This is a genomic window from Phytohabitans kaempferiae, from assembly GCF_042433955.1.
In the GTDB taxonomy this organism is placed as follows: Bacteria; Actinomycetota; Actinomycetes; order Mycobacteriales; family Micromonosporaceae; genus Phytohabitans; species Phytohabitans kaempferiae.
This window is the reverse complement of sequence record NZ_JBHLUH010000011.1, coordinates 56944-77156: the sequence shown is the minus strand read 5'-3', so window position 1 is coordinate 77156 and position 20213 is coordinate 56944. Positions and strand designations below refer to the sequence as shown.

Here is a 20213-nt window from a genome sequence, read left to right as displayed (position 1 = left end):
AACGCCTCCTCAACCAAGATCAACAAGCTACGGCTTGACACAGGGCAACTCATGCGGGAGGCCGAGCGGCTGGCCCGCCAGCTCGGCCGGGAGGCGCTGCACGTCACCGTGCGGGGCGGGCTCGGCCTGGAGCACTTCTACGCCGGGCTCGGCTACAAGGAGGTCGGCCGGCTGCCCGGAGCGCTGCGCGTGGGGCCGGGCGACGACCGCGACGAGACGCTGATGTGGCTGCCGCTGCGCTAGGGGTCCGTTCCAAGGGTCGGAGGGGTCAGCCCTTCACCTCGCAGGCGCGGAGGGTGAGGCTGCGGGAGCAGCGGCCTGGACCACGACGGAGATCGCGGTAGCCCAAATCTGTCTATGAATGTGGATCTGCGCGGCCTAGCAAGCGGCGGCGGGGCCCAACTGCTGGTCGATGGCGGCGGCCGGCGCGAGCGAGGGCGGCGCCTCCGTCGTGGCGCTGGGCGACGGCGAGGCAGAGGGCGACGGCGTGGGCTTCGGCTTGGCCCTGGGGACGGTCGCCCCCGACCCGTACAGCCGGACGCTCGTCTGCTGCACCTGCTCGGGCGCCATCCGGATGCCGGTGGCGGTGACCCGCTGGCCGTACACGTCGGTGACCCGGATCGTGTACGGGCCGGGGCCGAGCCCGCTCTCGTAGATCCAGTAGTTGTACTCGGCCTGGTCGGTCGCCCGGAACGTGGAGCCCGATTTCACCTCGACCGAGCGGAGCGGGTTGCCGTGGTTGACGACCAGCACGGCAAACCAGTACCGGGAGGCGCCCTCCTTGATCCGGAAGCTGAGCGGCCCCGGCAGCGAGGGGTTGGTGGCCGCCTTGAAGGTCACCGGCACGACCCCGTCGACCGGGTTGGCGATCTTCGCGAACGCCTCCTTGCTCAGGTCGATGTGGCCAGGCTCGCACTCGGGGCACTGGTCCATGATCAGTACGCGGACCTTGCCCTTGGGACCGGTCACGTCCAGGTAGCCGCCGCACGCCGCGCCCGCGGAGTACTCGGACGGGCCGAGCGCGACGTAGAGCCGGTCGGCCGGGGCGCTGACGAACGAGCAGTTGCCGCCCTCACCCTTGGAGTCGTAGAAGGTCGCCTTGCCGCGGTGCACGGTGCCGCCGGTGGGCGGTGCGGCGCAGGCGGGCGACGGGCCGGACTGGAGTGCCAGCACCACGCCCACGACCGCGGCCAGGAGCGCCGCGGCGCCGACGAAGAGCCAGCGGGCGGAAGGGCGGCGACCAACGAGCACCGCCAAGATGCTGCCGGACCGCCCCGCCCAGGGGCAATGTCTCTAATCGAGACCTAAGCCAAGGGCATTGCGGGTGAATGACTTCATGCATAGAGTCGACTTGTGAATGACTCCGACGGGGTCGTGGGGCTTTTCCAGGGCGTGCGGCTCACGCCGACCCAGCGGCGCATCGCCCACAGCCTGGTGCAGCACGCGTCGGCGGCGGCGTTCCTCTCCGCGGCCGAGGTCGCCGAGCTGGCCCGGGTGAGCCAGCCGTCGGTGACCCGGTTCGCGATGGCGCTCGGCTACGACGGCTTCCCCGCGCTCCGCCGCCGCCTCCGCGAGCTGACCGGCGGCGGTCGGGTCGCGCTGCCGCCCGCGGTGGGCAACGAGCTGCAGCAGGCGGTGCGGGGCGAGGTGGGGCACCTCGACCGCCTGGCCGACCAGCTCGCCGACCGCGCGGCGCTCGCCGCCGCAGGCGCGCTGCTCGCCGCGAGCCGGCCGCTGCCCGTCCTCGGGCTGCGCGCCGCCGCGCCCCTCGCCGCCTATTTCGCGTACTTCGCCGCCAAGGTGCTCCCCGACGTGCGCGTCCTCGACTCCGGCGGCAGCCTTCTCGCCGATCGGCTGGAGCAGGCGCGGGCGGCCGGCGCCACCGCGCTGCTGGCGGTGGTGCTGCCCCGCTACCCGCGCGAGTCGCTCGACGCGCTCCGCGAGGCCCGCGCCGCCGGGCTGTCCATTGTGGTCATCACCGATTCGCCGGTCAGCCCCGCCGCCGAGCATGCCGACGTGGCGCTCACCGCGGCGGTCGGCACGCAGCTCGTCTTCGACCTGCACACCGCGCCGATGGCCCTGTCGATGGTGGTGCTCCAGGCGATCTGCGACGCGGCGCCCGACGACGCGCAGCGGCGGCTGGAGGAGTTCGAGCGATCCGTCAACCGCCGCCAGGTCTTCACGAGGTGAGAGAAGGGACCATGCCGACGACCGTCAGAGCACCGCGAGGCACCGAGCGCACCGCCCTCGGCTGGCCCCAGGAGGCCGCCATGCGGATGCTGATGAACAATCTCGATCCCGACGTGGCCGAGCGCCCCGAAGACCTGGTGGTGTACGGCGGCACCGGCAGGGCGGCCCGCGACTGGCCGTCCTACCACGCGCTGGTCCGCACGCTCGGCACGCTCGCCGACGACGAGACGATGCTCGTGCAGTCGGGGCGCCCGGTTGGCGTGTTCCGCACGCACGAGTGGGCGCCGCGCGTGCTGATCGCCAACTCCAACCTCGTCGGCGACTGGGCCACCTGGCCGGAGTTTCGCCGGCTGGAGCGGCTCGGCCTGACCATGTACGGGCAGATGACCGCCGGCTCCTGGATCTACATTGGCACGCAGGGCATCCTCCAGGGCACGTACGAGACGTTCGCGGCGGTGGCGGCGAAGCGGTTCGGAGGCACGCTCGCCGGCACGCTCACCGTGACCGGCGGCTGTGGCGGCATGGGCGGGGCGCAGCCGCTCGCCGTGACGATGAACGGCGGCGCCTGCCTGATCGTCGACGTCGACCCGACCCGGCTGGCGCGGCGGCTCGAGACGCGCTACCTGGACACCATCGCGTCCACTCTGGACGAAGCGGTGGCTCAGGCGACCGCCGCCAAGCGCGACCGGAAGGCGCTCTCCGTCGGCGTGGTGGGCAACGCGGCCACCGTCCTCCCCGAGCTGCTGCGCCGGGGCGTCGAGGTCGACATCGTCACCGACCAGACCAGTGCCCACGACCCGCTGAGCTACCTGCCCGACGACGTCGACCTGGGCGACGCGCCCGACTACGCCGCGCGAAAGCCGGAGGAGTTCACCGACCGGGCGCGCGCCTCGATGGCCCGGCACGTCGAGGCGATGGTCGGCTTCCTCGACGCGGGAGCCGAGGTCTTCGACTACGGCAACTCGATCCGGGGCGAGGCGCGGCTGGGCGGATACCCGCGGGCGTTCGCCTTCCCCGGCTTCGTACCGGCGTACATCCGGCCGCTCTTCTGCGAGGGCAAGGGTCCGTTTCGCTGGGCCGCGCTCTCCGGCGACCCGGCCGACATCGCCGCCACCGACCGGGCGGTGCTGGAGCTCTTCCCGGAGAACGAGTCGCTGGCGCGGTGGATCCGCCTCGCCGGTGAGCGGGTCGCGTTCCAAGGGCTGCCGGCCCGGATCTGCTGGCTCGGCTACGGCGAGCGCGACCGCGCCGGCGTCCGCTTCAACGAGATGGTGGCCGACGGCAGGCTCAAGGCGCCCGTGGTGATCGGCCGCGACCACCTCGACTGCGGCTCGGTCGCCTCGCCCTACCGGGAGACCGAGGGCATGGCCGACGGCTCCGACGCGATCGCCGACTGGCCGCTGCTCAACGCACTCGTCAACACCGCCTCCGGCGCCTCCTGGGTCTCCATCCACCACGGCGGCGGGGTCGGCATCGGGCGCTCGATCCACGCCGGCCAGGTCTGCGTGGCCGACGGCAGCGCCCTGGCCGGGCAGAAGATCGAGCGCGTGCTCACCAACGACCCCGGCATGGGCGTCATCCGCCACGTCGACGCCGGCTACGAGCTGGCCGCGGACGTGGCCGCCGACCGAGGCGTACGCGTACCGATGGACGAAGCGTGAGCGGCTTTCGGGAGCTGTGGGACCAGCTCGCGCCGATCGGACGCGACCCCGTCAGCGGCGGCTACCTGCGGTACGCGTGGGAGCCGGCCGAGCTGGCCTGCCGCGAGTGGTTCCGGGCTCAGGCCGACGCGCGGGACATGGCGGTGGAGGAGGACGGCAACGGCAACCTCGTCGCCTGGCGCGGCACCGGCGACGGTCCGGCCGTGCTCACCGGCAGCCACTTCGACTCCGTGCCGCACGGCGGGGCGTACGACGGTCCACTGGGGATAGTGAGCGCGTTCCTCGCCCTCGACCGGCTGCCGGAGCGGCCGGGCACGCGGATCGGTGTCGCCGCCTTCGCCGAGGAGGAGGGCGCCCGCTTCGGCGTACCCTGCCTCGGCTCCCGGCTGCTCGCCGGTGTGCTCGACCCGGAGCGGGCCGCAGCGCTGACCGACCGCTCAGGCAGCACGCTCGCCGACGCGCTCGGCGGGCGGCCGGCGGGGCGCACCGACCTGCTCGACCGGGTCGGCTGCTTCGTGGAGCTGCACGTGGAGCAGGGGCGCGCGCTCGACGTATCGGTCGGCGTGGGCAGCGCGATCTGGCCGCACGGGCGGTGGCGTTTCGACTTCGCCGGGGAGGGCAACCACGCCGGCACGACCCGGATGGCCGACCGGCGCGACCCGATGCTCACGTACGCGTACACGGTGCTCGCCGCCAACAAGGAGGCCCGGCTGCGCGGGGCGCACGCCACCGTCGGGCGGGTCGTCGTCGAGCCCAACGCGACCAACGCCGTGCCGTCACTGGTCCGGGGATGGCTCGACGCGCGGGCGGCGGAGGCCGCGACGCTGGACGCGATGGTCGAGGCGATCCGCAAGCGGGCGGTCGAGCGCGCGACCCGCGACGGCACCGAGGTGACCCTGACGGATGAGTCAGTCAGTCCGGAGGTGGCGTTCGACGGCGGGCTGGTCGAGCGGCTGGCCGGCGTACTCGGCGCGCCGGTGCTCCCGACCGGCGCCGGCCACGACGCGGGCGTGCTCTCCGCGTACGTGCCGACCGCCATGCTCTTCGTCCGCAACCCGACCGGCGTCTCGCACGCCCCCGCCGAGCACGCCACCGACGCCGACTGCGAGGCCGGCGTCGAGGCGCTGGCGCGAGTGCTCCGGGAGCTGGCGTGAGCACCTACCACGCGGAGTGGGCCTGGCTGGCCGACGGACCCGCCGCCGACGTGCTCGTCGAGGTGGATGGCGACCGCTTCACCTCGGTCACCGCCGGCGTGCCCGCGCCGCCCGGCGCGACCCGGCTGCCTGGGCTCACGCTGCCTGGCTTCGCCAACGCCCACTCGCACGCCTTCCACCGCGCGCTGCGCGGGCACGCGCACGGCCGGGGCACGTTCTGGAGCTGGCGCGACACCATGTACGCGGTAGCCGCCCGGCTGACCCCCGACGGCTACCGCGCGCTGGCCCGCGCCGTGTACGCCGAGATGGCCCTGGCCGGCGTCTCCTGCGTCGGCGAGTTCCACTACCTGCACCACGACACCGGCGGCCGCCGATACGCCGACCCCAACGAGATGTCGGCCGTGCTGGTGGAGGCGGCCGCCGAGGCGGGCATCCGGATCACGCTGCTCGACGCCTGCTACCTCGCGTCCAGTGTGGATGGTGAGCCGTTGCGGGGGGTCCAGGAGCGCTTCGGCGACGGCGACGCGGCCCGGTGGGCGGAGCGGGTCTCCGCGTTCACACCGCCGGAGCACGCGCGGCTGGGCGCGGCCGTCCACTCCGTACGCGCGGTGCCGGCCGACCAGATCCCCACCGTGGCCGAGTGGGCGGCCGAGCGGGCGGCGCCGCTGCACGTACACCTCTCCGAGCAGCGCGCCGAAAACACCGCCTGCCTCGCGCGCCACCGCCGCACTCCCACCGAGCTGCTCGCCGACGCGGGCGCGCTCGGTCCACTCACGACAACCGTACACGCGACGCACCTGAGCGACTCCGACCGCACCGAACTCGGCGACACCGGCACCGCCGTGTGCCTCTGCCCCACCACCGAACGCGACCTCGCCGACGGCATCGGCCCGGGACGCGCGCTCGCCGACGCCGGCAGCCCGCTCTGCGTCGGCAGCGACAGCCACGCGGTCGTCGACATGTTCGAGGAGGCGCGCGCGGTCGAGATGGACGAGCGGCTGCGCAGCGAGCGGCGAGGCCACTTCTCCGCCGCCGAGCTGGTGCGCGCGGCCACCGCCGCCGGGCACGCCGCGCTCGGCTGGGCGGACGCCGGCACCATCGCGCCGGGCCACCGGGCCGACCTGGTCACCGTGCGGCTGGACAGCGTACGCACCGCCGGCGCCGGGCCGGCGGGCGCCATCTTCGCCGCCACGGCCGCCGATGTCGCACACGTCATCGTGGACGGTCGCGTGGTCGTCCATGATGGACAACACGCTCACCTGGACGTGGCCCGCGCTCTCGAGGACGCCATCGCATGAAGACACCTCAACGAAATGCCCCGCCGCGCCCCACGTTTCCCCGGGGGTCCTGATGAACCTCCTCATCGACAACATCGGCGAGCTGGTCACCAACGACCCGGCGCTCGGCCGTGGCCCGCTCGGCATCGTCCAGCGGGCCGCCGTGCTGGTCGAAGACGGCCGGATCGCCTGGCTCGGCCGCGCCGCGTACGCCCAGCCCGCCGACCGCCGGCTCGACGCCGAGGGCGCGGCGGTGCTGCCGGGCTTCGTGGACAGTCACGCCCACCTCGTCTTCGCCGGCGACCGGGCGGCGGAGTTCGCCGCTCGGATGGCCGGCCAGCCGTACACCGGCGGTGGCATCCGCACCACCGTCGCCGCCACCCGCGCCGCCAGCGACGACGACCTCCGCGCCACCGTCGAGCGCCTGCACCGCGAGGCGCTGCGGCAGGGCACCACCACGATCGAGATCAAGAGTGGATACGGGCTGAGTGTCAACGACGAGGCCCGATCCCTGCGGATCGCGCGCGAGTTCACGGAGGAGACGACGTTCCTCGGCGCGCACGTCGTCCCCGCGGAGTACACCGACCGTCCGGACGACTACGTCGGCCTTGTCTGCGGGCCGATGCTGCGCGCCGCCGCACCGCACGCCCGCTGGATCGACGTCTTCTGCGAGCGGGGCGCCTTCGACGCCGACCACTCCCGGGCGATCCTGACCGTGGGGCAGGCTGCCGGGCTCGGCGTACGCGTGCACGCCAACCAGCTCGGCCCCGGCCCGGGCGTACGGCTCGCCGTGGAGCTGGGCGCGGCCAGTGCCGACCACTGCACACACCTCGACAAGTCCGATGTGGACGCGCTCGCCGACTCGTCCACGGTGGCGACGCTGCTGCCCGGCGCCGATTTCTCGACCCGCTCGGCGTACCCGGACGCGCGCCGCCTGCTCGACGCGCGGGTCACCGTCGCGCTCGCCACCGACTGCAATCCGGGCTCCTCGTACACCACTTCCATGCCCTTCTGCATCGCGCTCGCCGTACGCGAGATGGGCATGACCCCGGCGGAGGCGGTCTGGGCCGCCACCGCGGGCGGTGCGCGGGCGTTGCGCCGCACGGACATCGGTGTCCTGCGACCCGGCGCCCGGGCCGACCTGGTCGTGCTCGACGCGCCGTCCCACCTGCACCTGGCCTACCGGCCGGGCGTGCCTCTCGTCCGCCACACCGTGCACAATGGAGTGCCTCTCCGATGACCGTCACCGTCCAGCCCACCGGCGTCAGCGCCACCGACGTCGTCGCCGTGGCCCGCGAGGGGGCGCCCGTGCGCCTCGCATCCTCCACAGTCGACGCGATGGAGCGCAGCCGCGCGATCGTCGACCGCATCGAGCGCGAGGGGCGGCCGGTCTACGGCGTCTCGACCGGCTTCGGCGCGCTCGCCAACACCTTCGTGGCGCCGGAGCGGCGGGCCGAGCTGCAACACGCGCTGATCCGCTCGCACGCGGCCGGGGTCGGCGACCCGATGCCGCCCGAGGTGGTCCGCGCGATGATGCTGCTGCGGGTTCGCTCGCTGGCGCTGGGCCGCTCGGGCGTGCGCCCGCTGATCGCCGAGTCGCTGGTCGAGCTGCTCAACCACGACGTCACCCCGTGGGTACCGGAGTACGGCTCGCTCGGCGCCTCCGGCGACCTGGCACCGCTCGCCCACTGCGCGCTGGTGCTGCTCGGCGAGGGCTGGGTACTCGACAGGTCGGGCGCCCGGATCGACGGCGGGGAGGCGCTGCGCGCGGCCGGGCTGCGGCCGATCCAGCTCGCCGCGAAGGAGGGGCTCGCGCTGATCAACGGCACCGACGGCATGCTCGGCATGCTGCTGCTGGCGATCGAGGACGCGGCGCACCTCTTCACGATGGCCGACGTCACCGCGGCGCTGGCGATCGAGGCGATGCTCGGCACCGACCGCCCGTTCCAGCCCGAGCTGCACGCGATCCGCCCGCATCCGGGCCAGGCGGTCTCGGCGGCCAACATCCACCGGCTGCTCCAGCGCTCCGCCATCATGGACTCGCACCGCAACGACATGGTGCACGCGGTGCAGGACGCGTACTCGATGCGCTGCGCGCCACAGGTCGCCGGCGCGGCGCGAGACACGCTGGTGTTCGCGGCGCAGGTGGCCGAACGGGAGCTGGCGAGCGTGGTGGACAACCCGGTCGTACTTCCGGACGGGCGGGTCGAGTCCACCGGCAACTTCCACGGCGCGCCGCTCGGCTTCGCCGCCGACTTCACGGCGATCGCCGCCGCCGAGGTGGGCGCGATCGCGGAGCGGCGGGTCGACCGGCTGCTCGACGTGTGCCGCTCGCGCGACCTGCCCGCCTTCCTCTCGCCCGACCCGGGGGTCAACTCCGGACTCATGATCGCCCAGTACACGGCCGCCGGCATCGTCGCGGAAAACCGCCGGCTCGCCTCGCCCGCCTCGGTCGACTCGCTGCCGACGTCGGGCATGCAGGAGGACCACGTCTCGATGGGCTGGGCCGCCACCGTCAAGCTGCGCCGCGTGCTCGACAACCTGACCAGCCTGCTGGCGGTCGAGCTGCTCTCCGCCGTGCGCGGGCTGCAACTGCGCGCGCCACTCGACCCGTCGCCCGCCGGCCGGGTCGCGATCGCCACGGTCGGCGCCTTCGCCGGCGAGCCGGGGCCGGACACGTTTCTGGCGCCGGTGCTCGAGCACGCCCGCTCAGCCGTACGCGACCGCGCGCTCCTGCGGGCCGTCGAGGAGCAGGTCGGCCCGCTCGCCTGACCGATCCATCCACATCGCGGTAGCCCTCTGCCGGGGTTAAACGGTCTTCGCGATCACCTTGGCGAGCGCCCGGAACGCCTTGCCCCGGTGGCTGATCGCGTCTTTCTCCTCGGCGCTCAGCTCGGCGTTGGTGCGGGTCTGGCCCTCGGCGAGGAAGATCGGGTCGTAGCCGAAGCCGCCCTCGCCCCGCGGCGCGCGCAGCAGCCGGCCGACCTGGCGCCCCTCGACCAGGTGCTCCTTGCCGCCGGGCAGCACGAGCGCCGCCGCGCACACGAAGGCCGCGCCGCGGTGGTCGTCGGGCACGTCGCCGATCTGGGCGAGCACGAGGTCGAGGTTGGCCTTGTCGTCGCCGTGCCGGCCGGACCAGCGGGCGCTGAACACGCCGGGCATCCCGGAGAGCGCGTCGACCGCGAGGCCGGAGTCGTCGGCGACGGTGGGCAGCCCGGTGTACCTGACTCCCTCACGCGCCTTGAGCAGCGCGTTTTCGCCGAAGGTGAGCCCGGTCTCGGGAGCCTCGGGATAGTCGGGCACGTCGCTGAGCCCGACCAGCTCGATCGCGTGCGGACCGAGCGCCTTGTCCATGATCCGCTGAAGCTCCAGCAGCTTCTTCGCGTTGCGCGTGGCCAGCAGCAGCTTCGTGCGGGGTCCCCCGGGAACCGTGGAGGGAAGCGAAGCGTTTTCTGGTGGTGCGTTCATGAAAGCGCGTCCTCCTGGAGGGCCGCGAGCTGGCGGCATCCGGCCACGCCGAGGTCGAGCAGCGCGTCGAGCTGGGCCCGATCGAACACGCCGGCCTCGCCCGTGCCCTGCACCTCGACGAAGTCGCCCACGCCGGTGCAGACGATGTTCATGTCGACCTCGGCCGTCACGTCCTCCTCGTAGCAGAGGTCGAGCCGCGGCTCTCCGTCGATCACGCCCACGCTCACCGCGGCGACCGAGCGGTGCACGGCCTCCGCCGGCTTGCCGGCCAGCAGCCCGCGCCCCGCCATCCAGGTCACCGCGTCGTGCAGCGCCACGTACGCCCCGGTGATGGCCGCCGTGCGCGTGCCGCCGTCGGCCTGGAGCACGTCACAGTCGAGCACGATGGAGTTTTCGCCCAGCGCCTTGAGGTCGATGCAGGCTCGCAGGCTCCGCCCGATCAGGCGGGAGATCTCGTGCGTACGCCCGCCGACCCGGCCCTTGATGCTCTCCCGGTCGGAGCGGGTCGTGGTGGCGCGCGGCAACATGGAGTATTCGGACGTGACCCAACCGAGCCCGGAGCCCTTGCGCCAGCGCGGCACACCTTCGGTCACGCTCGCGGTGCAGAGCACCCGCGTCGCGCCAAACTCCACCAGCACCGAGCCCTCGGGATGGATGCTCCACTGGCGGGTCAGCTTCACCGGACGCAGTTCGCCGGGCGCGCGCTTGTCGGGTCGTCCCATGGGCACACCCTATGCGCGGCCGGTCACCGTCCCCGCTCGGGGGTGAACCTGGCGAGCGCCGCGCTGATCTCCTTCTGCACCGCCTCGTCCAGGTCGCTGGCGATGCCGCGCAGGTCGTACCACCACTCGGCGATCGCCATGCGGGCCAGCGACGGCACCAGGTCGCGGGAGCGGCGGTACAGCCAGGCGCTGCCCTGGGTCGCCATCCACCACACGCGGGCGCCGCGAGTCGGGGGCGGGTTGACCGGCTCCGGGTCGGGGCGCCGGTGCACGGGACCGCCCCGGGCGGCGAGCAGGTCGAAGAACGAGCCGGCCAGCAACCGGTGCCCGCGCTCGCCGGGGTGCAGCCGGTCCACACTCCACATGCGAGGGTCGTACGCCTCGGGCAGTCGGTTGAGATCCAGGTGCACACCGGGTACGCGGGCGGCGATGGCGTGCGTGACCGCGTTGACGGCCGCGATCCGGCGCGACAGCGGGCGGGCGAGCGAGGTGGGCAGCTTGAAGAGCCGCCCCGGGTCGGGGAAGCAGGCGGTCAGCACCAGCGCGCCGGACCGGTGCAGCGAGCCGACCGCGTGGTCCATCGCGCTGCCGATCGCCGACAGGTCGAAGGCACGGCGCAGCGTGTCATTGACGCCCACCAGTACCGCGGCCACGTCCGGCTGGTGCTCCAGCGCGACCGGCAGTTGGTCGCGGACCACGTCAGCGCAGACCGCGCCGCTCACCGCCAGGTTGTGGAACGCGACCTGCCCGGGCGGCGCCAGCCCACCGGCCAGCAGCGCCGCCCAGCCGCGCCAGCTCCCGTCGGGCATCGGGTCGCCGAAGCCCGCCGTCGTGGAGTCGCCGAGGGCGACGAAGGTCAACACACCGCGCTCCTGGCTGGCACCTCCGCGCCGTGCGCGCGCAGGAAGCCGTCCACCGCCGCAGGCCAGGAGAACTGCTCGGCCCGTGCCCGCGCCGCGGCCCGCCGCCGGCTCTCCGGGCGATCCAGCAGCTGGAGTACGCCTTCGGCGAAGGTGGCCCCGCTGCCGTGCGCCGCGATGCCGGCCGCGCCGACCACCTCCGGCAGTGCGCTCGCGGCGTTGACCACCACCGGGCTGCCGCAGGCCAGCGACTCCAGCGCGGCGAGGCCGAAGGTCTCCACCGGCCCCGGCGCCACCACCACGTCGGCGCAGGCCAGCAGGTCGGCTACCGCGTCGCGGTCGGCCACGAAGCCGAGGAACCGCACCGGCAGACCGGCTGCCCGCTGCTCCAGCGCCTCACGCCGTGGGCCGTCGCCGACGACCACGAGTACCGCCGGCACGCCCGCCGCCCGCAGCTCGGCGACCGTGTCGATGGCGATCTCGGGATGCTTCTCGCCGGCGAGGCGGCTGCAGTGCACGAGCAACACCTCGCCGTCGGCGGCGTACCGGGCCCGCACCTCGCCGTCGCGGCGCGTGGGATGGAACGTCTCCAGGTCGACCCCGAGCGGCACCTCGACCAGGTTGTCCACGCCCAGCCGGCGAAACTCCGCGGCCGCCCAGGCGGTGGTGCAGACGATCCGGTCGTACGCCCGCGCGGTGCGCTTGTTGGCCAGGTCGGCGAAGCCCACACGGATCGACTCCGGTACGCCCCACACGGTCAGCAGGCCGGCGAGGCTCTCGTGCGACACCATGACCGAGGGCACGCCCCGGTCGCGTGCCCACCGGCCGGTCCAGCGCAGCGTCGAGCGGTCGGAGACCTCGATGTGGTCGGGCTCCAGGCGGTCGAGCAGCTTGGTCAGCCGCCGCCGGCCAGTGATCAGCAGCCGGTAGCCGCCGCTGCCCGGCACCTCCGGCCCGGGCAGCGTGATCACCCGCCCGTGCGGCGTCATCTCGTCGGACATCTCGGGGCCGGGCACGATCAGCACCGGCTCGTGGCCCGCCGCGAGGTACCCCTCGCCGAGGCAGCGAAGTGCCGTACGCAGGCCACCGGAGCGGGGCATGACGAAGTTCGCCAGCCGGACGATCCTCATGCGCCTACCTTCTTGTCGGGGCGCTCCGCCGCGCCGTTCCGCTCCCTCACGCCGCGACCCGGACCTGGCCGGTCACACCAGGGCTGGCCAGGATCGACTCGTAGTGCGCGATCAGCTCGTCGCCGACCGCGCTCCAGGTGCGGCCTTCCACGCCCGCGCGCGCGTCGCGTCCGTACCGCCGGCGCAGCTCGCTGTCCGTCACGAGCTCGGCGACCGCGCCGGTGAGGGCGTCCTCGTCCTCCGGTGGCACCAGCGTGCCGTTGACGCCGGGGGTCACCAGGTCGAGCGGGCCGCCCGCCGAGGGGGCGACCACCGGCAGCCCGCTGGCCAGCGCCTCCTGGATCGTCTGGCCGAACGTCTCGTGCGGCCCCGTGTGGGCGAAGATGTCGAGGCTCGCGAAGAGCCGCGCCAGCTGCCCGCCGTGCCGCGCGCCGAGGAAGACCGCCCGGGGCAGCGCCTTCTCCAGGTCGCGCCGGGCCGGGCCGTCGCCCACGATCACCACTCGTACGCCGGGCAGGTCGCAGGTCTTGGCGAGCAGTTCGACGCGCTTCTCGGGGGCGAGGCGGCCGACGTAGCCGACCAGCACCTCGCCGTTGGGGGCCAGCGCCTTCCGTACCAGATCGTCGCGCTTGGCCGGGTCGAAGCGCACGGTGTCGACGCCGCGCTGCCACAGCCATACCCGCTGGATTCCATGGGCGACCAGGTCGGCGGCCGAGCGTGTGGAGGGCGCGAGCGTGCGATCGGCGCCGTTGTGGATCGTGCGCATCCACTTCCAGACGGCGGCCTCGCCCCTGCCCACGTACGTGCGGGCGTAGGCGGCCACGTCGGTCTGGTACACGGCGAGGCAGGGCATCCGCTGCTGCTGGGCCAGGGCGACGCCGCGCGCGCCGAGCAGGAACGGGCAGGCGAGGTGCACCATGTCGGGGGCGTGCGAGACCAGCGCGTCGTCGAGCCTGGGGCCCGGCAGGCCCAGCCGCAGGCCGCGGTAGCGGGGCATCGGCACGCTCGGTACCCGGATCACCGGGAATGGATGCGTGCCGGTGAGGCCCCGGGTCGACGATGACGGGGCCGGAGCGATGACCAGGGGTGTGTGACCGCGCCTGACCAGGTGCTCAGCGATGCGGACGACGGAGTGCGCGACGCCGTTGACGTCCGGGGGGAACGACTCCGCGATGATCGCGATACGCATGCGCTCACCGTGAGGTTTGCGCCGGTGCGGGAGGCTACACCCAACTGACGCATCGGCGAACAGTGGAGCAAACTTTCAGATGTCGTATCGAGATCCAGGTCTGACGATCTCCAACGGCCCGGTGAACGCGCTCGACGCCGCCTCGAACGTGTCCGCCTCGCTGCCCCAGGCGCTGACCAGATGGGTCAGGAGCAACTGCCCGACGCCCGCCTTGGTGGCCACCTCGCCGGCCTCGCGACCGGTCAGGTGGAGGTCTGGCGGATTGTCCATCCCATCGAGGTAGCTCGCTTCGCACAGGAACAGGTCGGCGCCGAGCGCGAGCCGCAGCAGCGCGTCGCAGGGCGCCGTGTCGGAGGAGTAGGTGAGCACGCGCCCCTTCGACTCCAGGCGCACGCCATACGTCTCCACGGGATGGTTGACCCGGTCGACCGTGACCGTGAACGGGCCGATCGGGAACGTGCCCGGCTGGAGCCCGTAGAACGTGTAGACGTCGTCGACCGTGCTCTCCTCCTGGCTGTACGCGGCCGCGATCCGGTCGGGCGCGCCGGCGGGGGCGTACACCGGGATGGGCGGCAGCGGGCCGGCGGGGTCGTAGCGCCGCACCACGACGTATGTACATGCGTCGAGCATGTGGTCGCAGTGCAGGTGGGTCAGGAGGATCGCGTCGACGGCGCGCAGGCTCGCGTACCGCTGGAGCGCGGTGAGGGAGCCCGAGCCGAAATCGATCAGCAGCCGGAAGTTGTCCTCTTCGACGAGGTAGGCCGAGCAGGCGGACTCGGGGCCCGGGAAACTGCCGGCGCATCCCAGCACCGTCAGTCGCATCCTGCGGCCCCGACTTCACGCTCGGCTGTCAAGAGGCCCTCGGCGGTTGGCCCGAAGATCCTTACCGTCGAGTCTGTCACGGTGCGCAGCCTACGCCGTGACCAGGGCGCGACAGAAAGATCTGATACAACATGTCGTCAAGGTGACATTGCACGCGAGGATCATGGGTTTTCTGTGGCTCTCCGCGATCACCGTTACGCGCAGTGATACGGACCCGTTGCACATGGTGAACCCATTCCCGTGACGCGCGACAGGACGGTAGCCACGTGTCGACCCAGGCCGACGAAACGAGCCCCGAACGTTCCTTCGTGGAGGGCCTCGGCCTGCGGATCCAGCGCGAACCCCGGCCGGAGCCCCGCGCGACCCCCAGCGGCATGGGCCGGGTCTTCCGCATCCCCACCTCGGACGACCCGTCGCCGCCCACGACCAAGCTGGTCGCGATGTGCGCCTGGGCCACGGGCCTGGGCCTGGTCGGCCTGCTGGTGGCGACCCGCGCCCTACTGGCCATGTGGCGGGGCAATCCACCCTCTTGGTACGAGCCGTGGTTTATCGCCGTCGGTCTGGTCGGTATCGGGCTGACCGTGGGCGCGTTCATGTCCATCCAGCGCCGTCGCCTTCCTTGGGTGATGCTTGCACTCGCCACGATCCCATTGATCGCCTCGATCGTGCTGACCGTGCGCGCGGTCTAGCCGTTTCTTCCCCTATCGGACTACCGCGCAATCCACCTCTTGGCGCATTAGGGCGTATTTCGCTCGGCTTGTACTTGGCCTGCGGCTGTGCGGGGAGGTGCCAGGGCCGCACGCACCCCCACGTTCCGATCGGCGTCGTGACTGCGCGGGCCGGCGGCAGGCACGGCGGCGTCCGGCCCGAAGAACCGTCCTGAAGCCCGACCCACGCCGCTCACAAGCGGGAGTCAGACCGCGGAGGGCGAGGCCGCGGGAGCAGCGGTCTGGGCCACGGCGGACATCGCGGCAGCCCAAATCTGTGCCTTGGTACAGAGCCTAGGGCGTGTCTGGTGGATCTTGTGGGTGCGAGGCGAGGTCCAGGCGGCGGTCCGGTGGTGCCGGGCGGAAGGTCGCATACCGGTGTTGTATGTGGCCTTTCGTCCGGTGCCGCCGGGCGCCGTCTGGGCCCGCCGCAGCCCCGCAAAGATCCACCAGACACGCCCTAGGCCCAGAGCTGGCCTTCGAGCGCCTCTTCCGCGTCGGCCAGGGTGCCGCCGTAGGCGCCGGTCGACAGGTACTTCCAGCCGGCGTCGGCGACGACGAAGGCCACGTCGGCGCGGCGGCCGGCCTTCACCGCCTCGTGGGCCATGGCGAGAGCGGCGTGCAGCACCGCGCCCGTGGAGAAGCCGACGAACAGGCCCTCGACCTCGACGAGCTGGCGAGTGCGGAGCACGGCGTCACGCGTGCCGACCGAGAAGCGGCGGGTGAGGACCGTGGCGTCGTACAGCTCGGGGACGTAGCCCTCGTCGATGTTGCGCAGCCCGTAGACCAGCTCGCCGTAGCGGGGCTCGGCCGCCACGATGTCGATGCCCTCGACCTTCTCGCGCAGGTAGCGGCCGGTGCCCATCAGCGTGCCCGTGGTGCCCAGCCCGGCGACGAAGTGGGTGACGGAGGGCAGGTCGCGCAGCAGCTCGGGGCCGGTGGTCTCGTAGTGGGCGCGGGCGTTGGCCTCGTTGCCGTACTGGAAGAGCATCACCCAGTCGGGATGCTCGGCGGAGATCTGCTTGGCGGTCGCCACGGCCTGGTTGGAGCCCCCCGCGGCCGGCGAGAAGATGATCTCGGCACCGTACATGCGGAGGAGCTGGACGCGCTCGGTGGAGACGTTTTCCGGCATCACGCACACCAGCCGGTATCCCCGCAGCTTTGCCACCATGGCCAGCGAGATGCCGGTGTTGCCGCTGGTGGGCTCGAGAATCGTGTCGCCGGGGCGGAGGCGGCCGGCCTCCTCGGCGGCGCGCACCATGAAGAGCGCCGCCCGGTCCTTCACCGAACCGGTCGGGTTTCGATCTTCGAGCTTGGCCCACAGGCGCACCGGTGGTGCCCCCTCGGGCACCACCGGTGACAGCCGGGGCAGGCCGACCAGCGGCGTGCCCCCGCAGGCGTCCAACAGGCTGTCGTATCGCGCCATCGCGCGCGGCCTAGAGACGGTTGCCGAGCATCGCGGCGGCGGCCGCGAAGCCGAACGCCCCGCCCGCGACCGCCGGCAGGATGGTCACGGTGTCGCCGTCGGAGAGCTTGGTGTCGAGGGCGCCGAGGAAGCGGACGTCCTCGTCGTTGACGTAGATGTTGACGAAGCGGTGCAGCCCGCCCTCTTCGGTGACGAGTCGGGCGCGCAGCCCGGCGTGGCGGGAGTCCAGGTCGGACAGGAGGTCGTTGAGCGTGTCACCACTGCCCTCGACGACCTTCGCGCTGCTGGTGTAGTTGCGCAGGATGGTGGGGATGCGAACCTCGATGGCCATGACGGAAAACTCCTCGGAGAAAGATCGACAACGGTTACGGCGCGAGTGCTCAGCGGTCGGAACACTCGTAGTCGACCGTCGCCGGGCTCTGCCCGAACATGTACGTCTGAACGGCGTGCGGGTCCACGGTGGCATCAACGATCCGGACCGGCTCCTCGGTTACGGCGCCGTCCACGATGCGGAATGACCGGATCTCCTCCACGGCCGGGTCGCGCGTGGAGATGAGCAGGTAGTGCGCCTCCGGCCAGCCCGCGATCGACGCGTCACTGCGAGACGGGTAGGCCTCCGTGGCGGTGTGCGAGTGGTAGATCACCACCGCCTCCTCGTCACGGTCGTCCATCTCCCGCCACACCTTGAGGTACTCCATCGAGTCGAACTCGTAGAACGTCATCGAGCGTGCCGCGTTTTGCATCGGGATGTGCCGCACCGGCTTGTCGCTGCCCACCGGGCCGGCCACCACGCCACACGCCTCGTCCGGGTGATCCCGGCGGGCGTGGGCGATGATCGCGTCGACGATCGCCCGATCGATGGTCAGCACGCCCACAGACTACCTCGTGCTCCGACTCTCACCCTCCGAGTTGTGCTTGGCGCAACAGCGCCGTCGCGGGCGGGCTGGTCGGGCGGCCCGCGGGCAGTGCGACCCAGACCTGCCAGGTGTACGCCGAGGCGCCGGTCAGCGGCACCGCGCGCACCTGGTTGGGGCGCTTGCGCGCGATCGGCCGGGGTACGACGGCCACGCCCAGCCCCGCGCCCACGAAGTCGAGCAGGCTGTGTACGTCGTTGACCTCGACCGCCACCCGCCGGCTGAGCTTGCGCCCGGCGCACTCCTCCTCGGTGACCTCGCGGGCGCCGAAGCCCCGGTGGAAGTCGACGAAGATCTCCGGCTAGAAGATCCACCTCCGCGGTCCACAACCCCGGCAGATTGACGCGGGCACTAATCGGTGAGGGCGTTGAGCAGCGACTCCTGGAGGTAGCCCAGGTAGGCGTAGACGGAGAGCTGGAAGACGCGGGACGAGGTCGGGTCGCGCAGGACGGCCTCGTCCAGCTCTTCGCCCAGATCGGTCTCGGCCTTGATCTCCAGGCGCACGCCCATCGCGAGCCGGGCGTCGTTGAGCGCGCGCAGCCACGCCTCGGCGGTGTCCCAGTCGAGGCGTACCTCACCGCCGCCGTCGGACGGAAGCACCGCCAGGATCGCGCCGGCCTGGTCGATCTTGCTGGTCTTCAGATCGCCCTCGGTGTAGCGGCGGAACTCGGCGGAGTTGTGCGCGTCGTCCGGATAGATGTCGGGGAAGAGGCGCTCGACGACCGGGTCTTCGTGGTCGAAGCCCTCACTGAGCAGCCCCACGACCTCCGAGGCGACCTTGCGCAGCACGCGCACCTCGTCCGGCGCGAACGTGGCTACGCAGTGCTCTCCATTCCGACGGAACATGCTCACGAAACTCGATGGCCCTTCAGGCTTGGTCGACCGTGGCCCACAAGCCGTACGCGTGCAGCTGGGAGGCGTCGTGCTCCATCCGCTCCCGGGCGCCGCTGGAGACGACGGCCTTGCCCTTGTGGTGCACGTCGAGCATCAGCTTCTCGGCCTTGTCTTTGCTGTAGCCGAAGAGCTTCTGGAAAACCCAGGTGACGTACGACATCAGGTTGACCGGATCGTCCCACACGATCGTCACCCATGCCCGGTCCGCGACCGGCACCTCGTCAATGTCCGGAGTCTCGACCGGCGCAACCTGTGGAGCCGCCATGCCCCCATCGTGCCACCGCAATCGCCGAAGCGAGGAACGCCAACGTCCCGCTTTGGGTTGAATGAGCGGTTTACCGCGAACCCTTTTCCACCTCAGGCCAGCAGGATCCCGTGGTCGACCGCCTCGCCGAGCAGGGAGCCGAGCGACCGCCGCACAGCCTCGAAGCGCCTGGTCACCTCGGAGAGCAGCTCCAGCTCCACACCCCGCACGGCCTGCTGGAGCCAGGTGCGGGCGTGTCCGGGATCGGACCGGTCGGGCGCGGCCCAGTACTGGTAGCAGGCGCCGGAGAGCGCCACGCCGAGCGGCGGCAGGACGGCCCGGTCGGCCTCGCTCCGGTAGGCGGCGAGCGCGATCACCGCGGCGGCGCCCGTGATCGTGGCCACGCCGCCGGTGCTGGTGACGAGCAGCACACGGGCCGGATCGGAGGCGCCACCGTCGCCGGCGACGTCTTTGCGGATGGCGAGCGCGACGCGCCGGCGTACCCCCTCTTGTGGAATCTCGCCGAGGACCAGGGTGAGCGCGTCGTCGAGGATGCGGTCGACGGCGGCGTCGCACTCGGCGACGGCCCGCAGCGACACCGCGTGCATCTCGCGGTCGAGCGCGTCGGGCAGGCCGGCGGTGCCGACCCCGAAGACGATCTCCTGCACCCCGCGCAGGTGGACATTGGCCAGCTCGATGGCGACCCGCTGGCGCACCGTGTGCGCGGCCGTCGCGCAGGCCCGGTCGAGCCGCTCGGACCATCCGCTCTCGTGCGCGCCGGCCGCGACCCGCACCGTGCCATGGGCGCCGGGCAGCATCGGCGGGTTGACGCTGGCCCGGGCCAGCGCCTCCGCGCCGGCCCACTCGACCAGCGCGCGCCGCAGCTCCGCCACGCCGGTCAGGTCGGGACCGACGTCGAACGTGGTGGCGGGGCCGCCGGAGCCGGCCACGAAGACCGCCGCCCCCGCCTCCGACACGCGGGCGAGCAGGCCCTGCTCGGGGACGCCGAGCGGGCGGTCACCTCCCGGCACGTACAGCAAGGCGCCTGCGCACCGGACCACGTCGAGGAGAATCCGCGTGCCTGCGGCATCCATTGTGGACATATCGGGCGTATGGATCAGCGCGAAGTGCCGCAGCAGCGGGTCGGGCAGCGACAGCTCGACCCGGCGGGGCGGGCGGACGAAGCCACCGGAACGCGGGCCGGCCAGATCGTACGGCTGGGGCAGCCGCGCCCCCGGCACGTATGCCCAGGCGGCGACCCGGAAAGCCGGCTGCACCACCAGGTAGGCCGCATCGGGCACCTCCGGCGCCGGCCCGTGCGCGCCGAGCAGCGCGTCGAGAAGCGGGCCGCGGCCGGCACCGGCGACCACGACCGCGGTCGGCTCATCCGGCACGGGCGCCACCGGGTCGACGTGTAGCCGGATCCTGCGCCGCCCCCCGGCTCCCGACTCAGCATCCACCGAGTCCACCGCTGCCCTCATCTTTAATTCACGCCTCCCCACGAGCGCATCAACCGCGCAACGGAACGTTATGGGCTCGCGGAGGCGCATGGCAG

Annotated in this window: 22 protein-coding genes; 8 read left to right on the top strand and 14 right to left on the bottom strand. The window is 72.6% G+C overall.

All coding sequences use genetic code 11. From position 1 onward, the window contains the following. On the top strand, positions 1-243 hold a 243-nt coding region (locus ACFFIA_RS09680), incomplete at its 5' end, for a GNAT family N-acetyltransferase (protein WP_512700716.1). A 135-nt stretch (positions 244-378) separates the two neighbouring features. On the opposite strand, the gene ACFFIA_RS09675 is transcribed toward ACFFIA_RS09680, so the two are convergent. Further along, positions 379-1251, bottom strand: coding sequence for an expansin EXLX1 family cellulose-binding protein (locus ACFFIA_RS09675; RefSeq protein ID WP_377248783.1), 873 nt, complete (start codon positions 1249-1251; stop codon positions 379-381). A 102-nt stretch (positions 1252-1353) separates the two neighbouring features. On the opposite strand from ACFFIA_RS09675, the gene ACFFIA_RS09670 reads away from it, so the two are divergent. Genes ACFFIA_RS09670 through hutH form a run of 6 tightly spaced genes read left to right on the top strand, consistent with a single transcriptional unit; the run spans position 1354 to position 9054 of the window. After that, positions 1354-2190: a MurR/RpiR family transcriptional regulator gene (locus tag ACFFIA_RS09670; RefSeq protein WP_377248780.1), complete on the top strand. Its 837-nt coding sequence runs from the start codon at positions 1354-1356 to the stop codon at positions 2188-2190. 11 nt (positions 2191-2201) lie between these two features. Next, on the top strand, positions 2202-3851 hold the full coding sequence (gene hutU, locus ACFFIA_RS09665) for a urocanate hydratase (RefSeq protein ID WP_377248777.1): 1650 nt from the start codon (positions 2202-2204) through the stop codon (positions 3849-3851). Beyond that, positions 3848-5005, top strand: a complete 1158-nt coding sequence (locus ACFFIA_RS09660; protein WP_377248774.1) for an allantoate amidohydrolase — start codon at positions 3848-3850, stop codon at positions 5003-5005. The genes hutU and ACFFIA_RS09660 overlap by 4 nt, the downstream gene beginning before the upstream one ends. Further along, the gene (locus ACFFIA_RS09655) at positions 5002-6303 is read left to right on the top strand and encodes a formimidoylglutamate deiminase (RefSeq protein WP_377248771.1); all 1302 of its coding nucleotides are present in this window, start codon (positions 5002-5004) and stop codon (positions 6301-6303) included. The genes ACFFIA_RS09660 and ACFFIA_RS09655 overlap by 4 nt, the downstream gene beginning before the upstream one ends. Before the next feature lie 49 nt (positions 6304-6352). Further along, positions 6353-7522, top strand: a complete 1170-nt coding sequence (gene hutI / locus ACFFIA_RS09650) for an imidazolonepropionase (protein WP_377248798.1) — start codon at positions 6353-6355, stop codon at positions 7520-7522. Next, a complete protein-coding gene (gene hutH / locus ACFFIA_RS09645; protein ID WP_377248768.1) occupies positions 7519-9054 on the top strand; it encodes a histidine ammonia-lyase in 1536 nt (511 codons plus the stop codon). The genes hutI and hutH overlap by 4 nt, the downstream gene beginning before the upstream one ends. A 36-nt stretch (positions 9055-9090) precedes the next feature. On the opposite strand, the gene rdgB is transcribed toward hutH, so the two are convergent. From rdgB to ACFFIA_RS09615, 6 genes are all read right to left on the bottom strand, one after another. Continuing rightward, positions 9091-9750 (bottom strand): RdgB/HAM1 family non-canonical purine NTP pyrophosphatase, encoded by a 660-nt coding sequence (gene rdgB / locus ACFFIA_RS09640; RefSeq protein WP_377248765.1) that lies wholly within the window; start codon positions 9748-9750, stop codon positions 9091-9093. Then, positions 9747-10472 carry a ribonuclease PH gene (rph, locus tag ACFFIA_RS09635; RefSeq protein WP_377248762.1) on the bottom strand — a complete coding sequence of 242 codons (726 nt, stop codon included), beginning with the start codon at positions 10470-10472 and terminating at the stop codon, positions 9747-9749. The genes rdgB and rph overlap by 4 nt, the downstream gene beginning before the upstream one ends. A gap of 23 nt (positions 10473-10495) precedes the next feature. Continuing rightward, positions 10496-11335: an SGNH/GDSL hydrolase family protein gene (locus tag ACFFIA_RS09630; protein ID WP_377248759.1), complete on the bottom strand. Its 840-nt coding sequence runs from the start codon at positions 11333-11335 to the stop codon at positions 10496-10498. Next, positions 11329-12462, bottom strand: coding sequence for a glycosyltransferase (locus ACFFIA_RS09625; protein ID WP_377248756.1), 1134 nt, complete (start codon positions 12460-12462; stop codon positions 11329-11331). Before ACFFIA_RS09625 ends, ACFFIA_RS09630 begins: the two co-directional genes overlap by 7 nt. Before the next feature lie 46 nt (positions 12463-12508). After that, complete coding sequence (locus tag ACFFIA_RS09620) at positions 12509-13651, bottom strand: glycosyltransferase family 4 protein (RefSeq protein WP_377248753.1); 1143 nt, start codon at positions 13649-13651, stop codon at positions 12509-12511. A gap of 75 nt (positions 13652-13726) precedes the next feature. Next, positions 13727-14473, bottom strand: coding sequence for an MBL fold metallo-hydrolase (locus tag ACFFIA_RS09615; protein ID WP_377248750.1), 747 nt, complete (start codon positions 14471-14473; stop codon positions 13727-13729). Positions 14474-14739: 266 nt separating this feature from the next. Here ACFFIA_RS09615 and ACFFIA_RS09610 point away from each other — a divergent pair, with 266 nt between their 5' ends. Further along, a complete protein-coding gene (locus ACFFIA_RS09610) occupies positions 14740-15162 on the top strand; it encodes a hypothetical protein (protein ID WP_377248747.1) in 423 nt (140 codons plus the stop codon). Positions 15163-15640: 478 nt separating this feature from the next. Here ACFFIA_RS09610 and ACFFIA_RS09605 read toward each other — a convergent pair whose 3' ends face one another. The 7 genes from ACFFIA_RS09605 to ACFFIA_RS09575 form a co-directional block, all read right to left on the bottom strand. Continuing rightward, positions 15641-16606, bottom strand: a complete 966-nt coding sequence (locus ACFFIA_RS09605) for a PLP-dependent cysteine synthase family protein (RefSeq protein ID WP_377248744.1) — start codon at positions 16604-16606, stop codon at positions 15641-15643. Between the two features lie 10 nt (positions 16607-16616). Continuing rightward, the gene (locus ACFFIA_RS09600; protein WP_377248741.1) at positions 16617-16937 is read right to left on the bottom strand and encodes a MoaD family protein; all 321 of its coding nucleotides are present in this window, start codon (positions 16935-16937) and stop codon (positions 16617-16619) included. 49 nt (positions 16938-16986) lie between these two features. Beyond that, positions 16987-17475 (bottom strand): M67 family metallopeptidase, encoded by a 489-nt coding sequence (locus tag ACFFIA_RS09595; protein WP_377248738.1) that lies wholly within the window; start codon positions 17473-17475, stop codon positions 16987-16989. Positions 17476-17503: 28 nt separating this feature from the next. Next, a complete protein-coding gene (locus ACFFIA_RS09590; RefSeq protein WP_377248795.1) occupies positions 17504-17815 on the bottom strand; it encodes a LysR substrate-binding domain-containing protein in 312 nt (103 codons plus the stop codon). Between the two features lie 56 nt (positions 17816-17871). Beyond that, a complete protein-coding gene (locus ACFFIA_RS09585; protein WP_377248792.1) occupies positions 17872-18366 on the bottom strand; it encodes a DUF2017 domain-containing protein in 495 nt (164 codons plus the stop codon). A 22-nt stretch (positions 18367-18388) separates the two neighbouring features. Further along, on the bottom strand, positions 18389-18679 hold the full coding sequence (clpS, locus tag ACFFIA_RS09580; RefSeq protein ID WP_173039686.1) for an ATP-dependent Clp protease adapter ClpS: 291 nt from the start codon (positions 18677-18679) through the stop codon (positions 18389-18391). 92 nt (positions 18680-18771) lie between these two features. Then, positions 18772-20052 (bottom strand): hypothetical protein, encoded by a 1281-nt coding sequence (locus ACFFIA_RS09575; RefSeq protein ID WP_377248735.1) that lies wholly within the window; start codon positions 20050-20052, stop codon positions 18772-18774. Positions 20053-20213 lie beyond the last annotated feature (161 nt).

Excerpts from the sequence above, each read along its gene's own strand:
- hutU (WP_377248777.1), top strand. The coding sequence starts at position 2,202 with ATGCCGACGACCGTCAGAGCACCGCGAGGCACCGAGCGCACCGCCCTC.
- hutH (WP_377248768.1), top strand. The coding sequence starts at position 7,519 with ATGACCGTCACCGTCCAGCCCACCGGCGTCAGCGCCACCGACGTCGTC.
- rdgB (WP_377248765.1), bottom strand. The coding sequence starts at position 9,750 with ATGAACGCACCACCAGAAAACGCTTCGCTTCCCTCCACGGTTCCCGGG.
- rph (WP_377248762.1), bottom strand. The coding sequence starts at position 10,472 with ATGGGACGACCCGACAAGCGCGCGCCCGGCGAACTGCGTCCGGTGAAG.
- ACFFIA_RS09625 (WP_377248756.1), bottom strand. The coding sequence starts at position 12,462 with ATGAGGATCGTCCGGCTGGCGAACTTCGTCATGCCCCGCTCCGGTGGC.
- ACFFIA_RS09620 (WP_377248753.1), bottom strand. The coding sequence starts at position 13,651 with ATGCGTATCGCGATCATCGCGGAGTCGTTCCCCCCGGACGTCAACGGC.
- ACFFIA_RS09615 (WP_377248750.1), bottom strand. The coding sequence starts at position 14,473 with ATGCGACTGACGGTGCTGGGATGCGCCGGCAGTTTCCCGGGCCCCGAG.
- ACFFIA_RS09605 (WP_377248744.1), bottom strand. The coding sequence starts at position 16,606 with ATGGCGCGATACGACAGCCTGTTGGACGCCTGCGGGGGCACGCCGCTG.
- ACFFIA_RS09600 (WP_377248741.1), bottom strand. The coding sequence starts at position 16,937 with ATGGCCATCGAGGTTCGCATCCCCACCATCCTGCGCAACTACACCAGC.
- ACFFIA_RS09585 (WP_377248792.1), bottom strand. The coding sequence starts at position 18,366 with ATGTTCCGTCGGAATGGAGAGCACTGCGTAGCCACGTTCGCGCCGGAC.
- clpS (WP_173039686.1), bottom strand. The coding sequence starts at position 18,679 with ATGGCGGCTCCACAGGTTGCGCCGGTCGAGACTCCGGACATTGACGAG.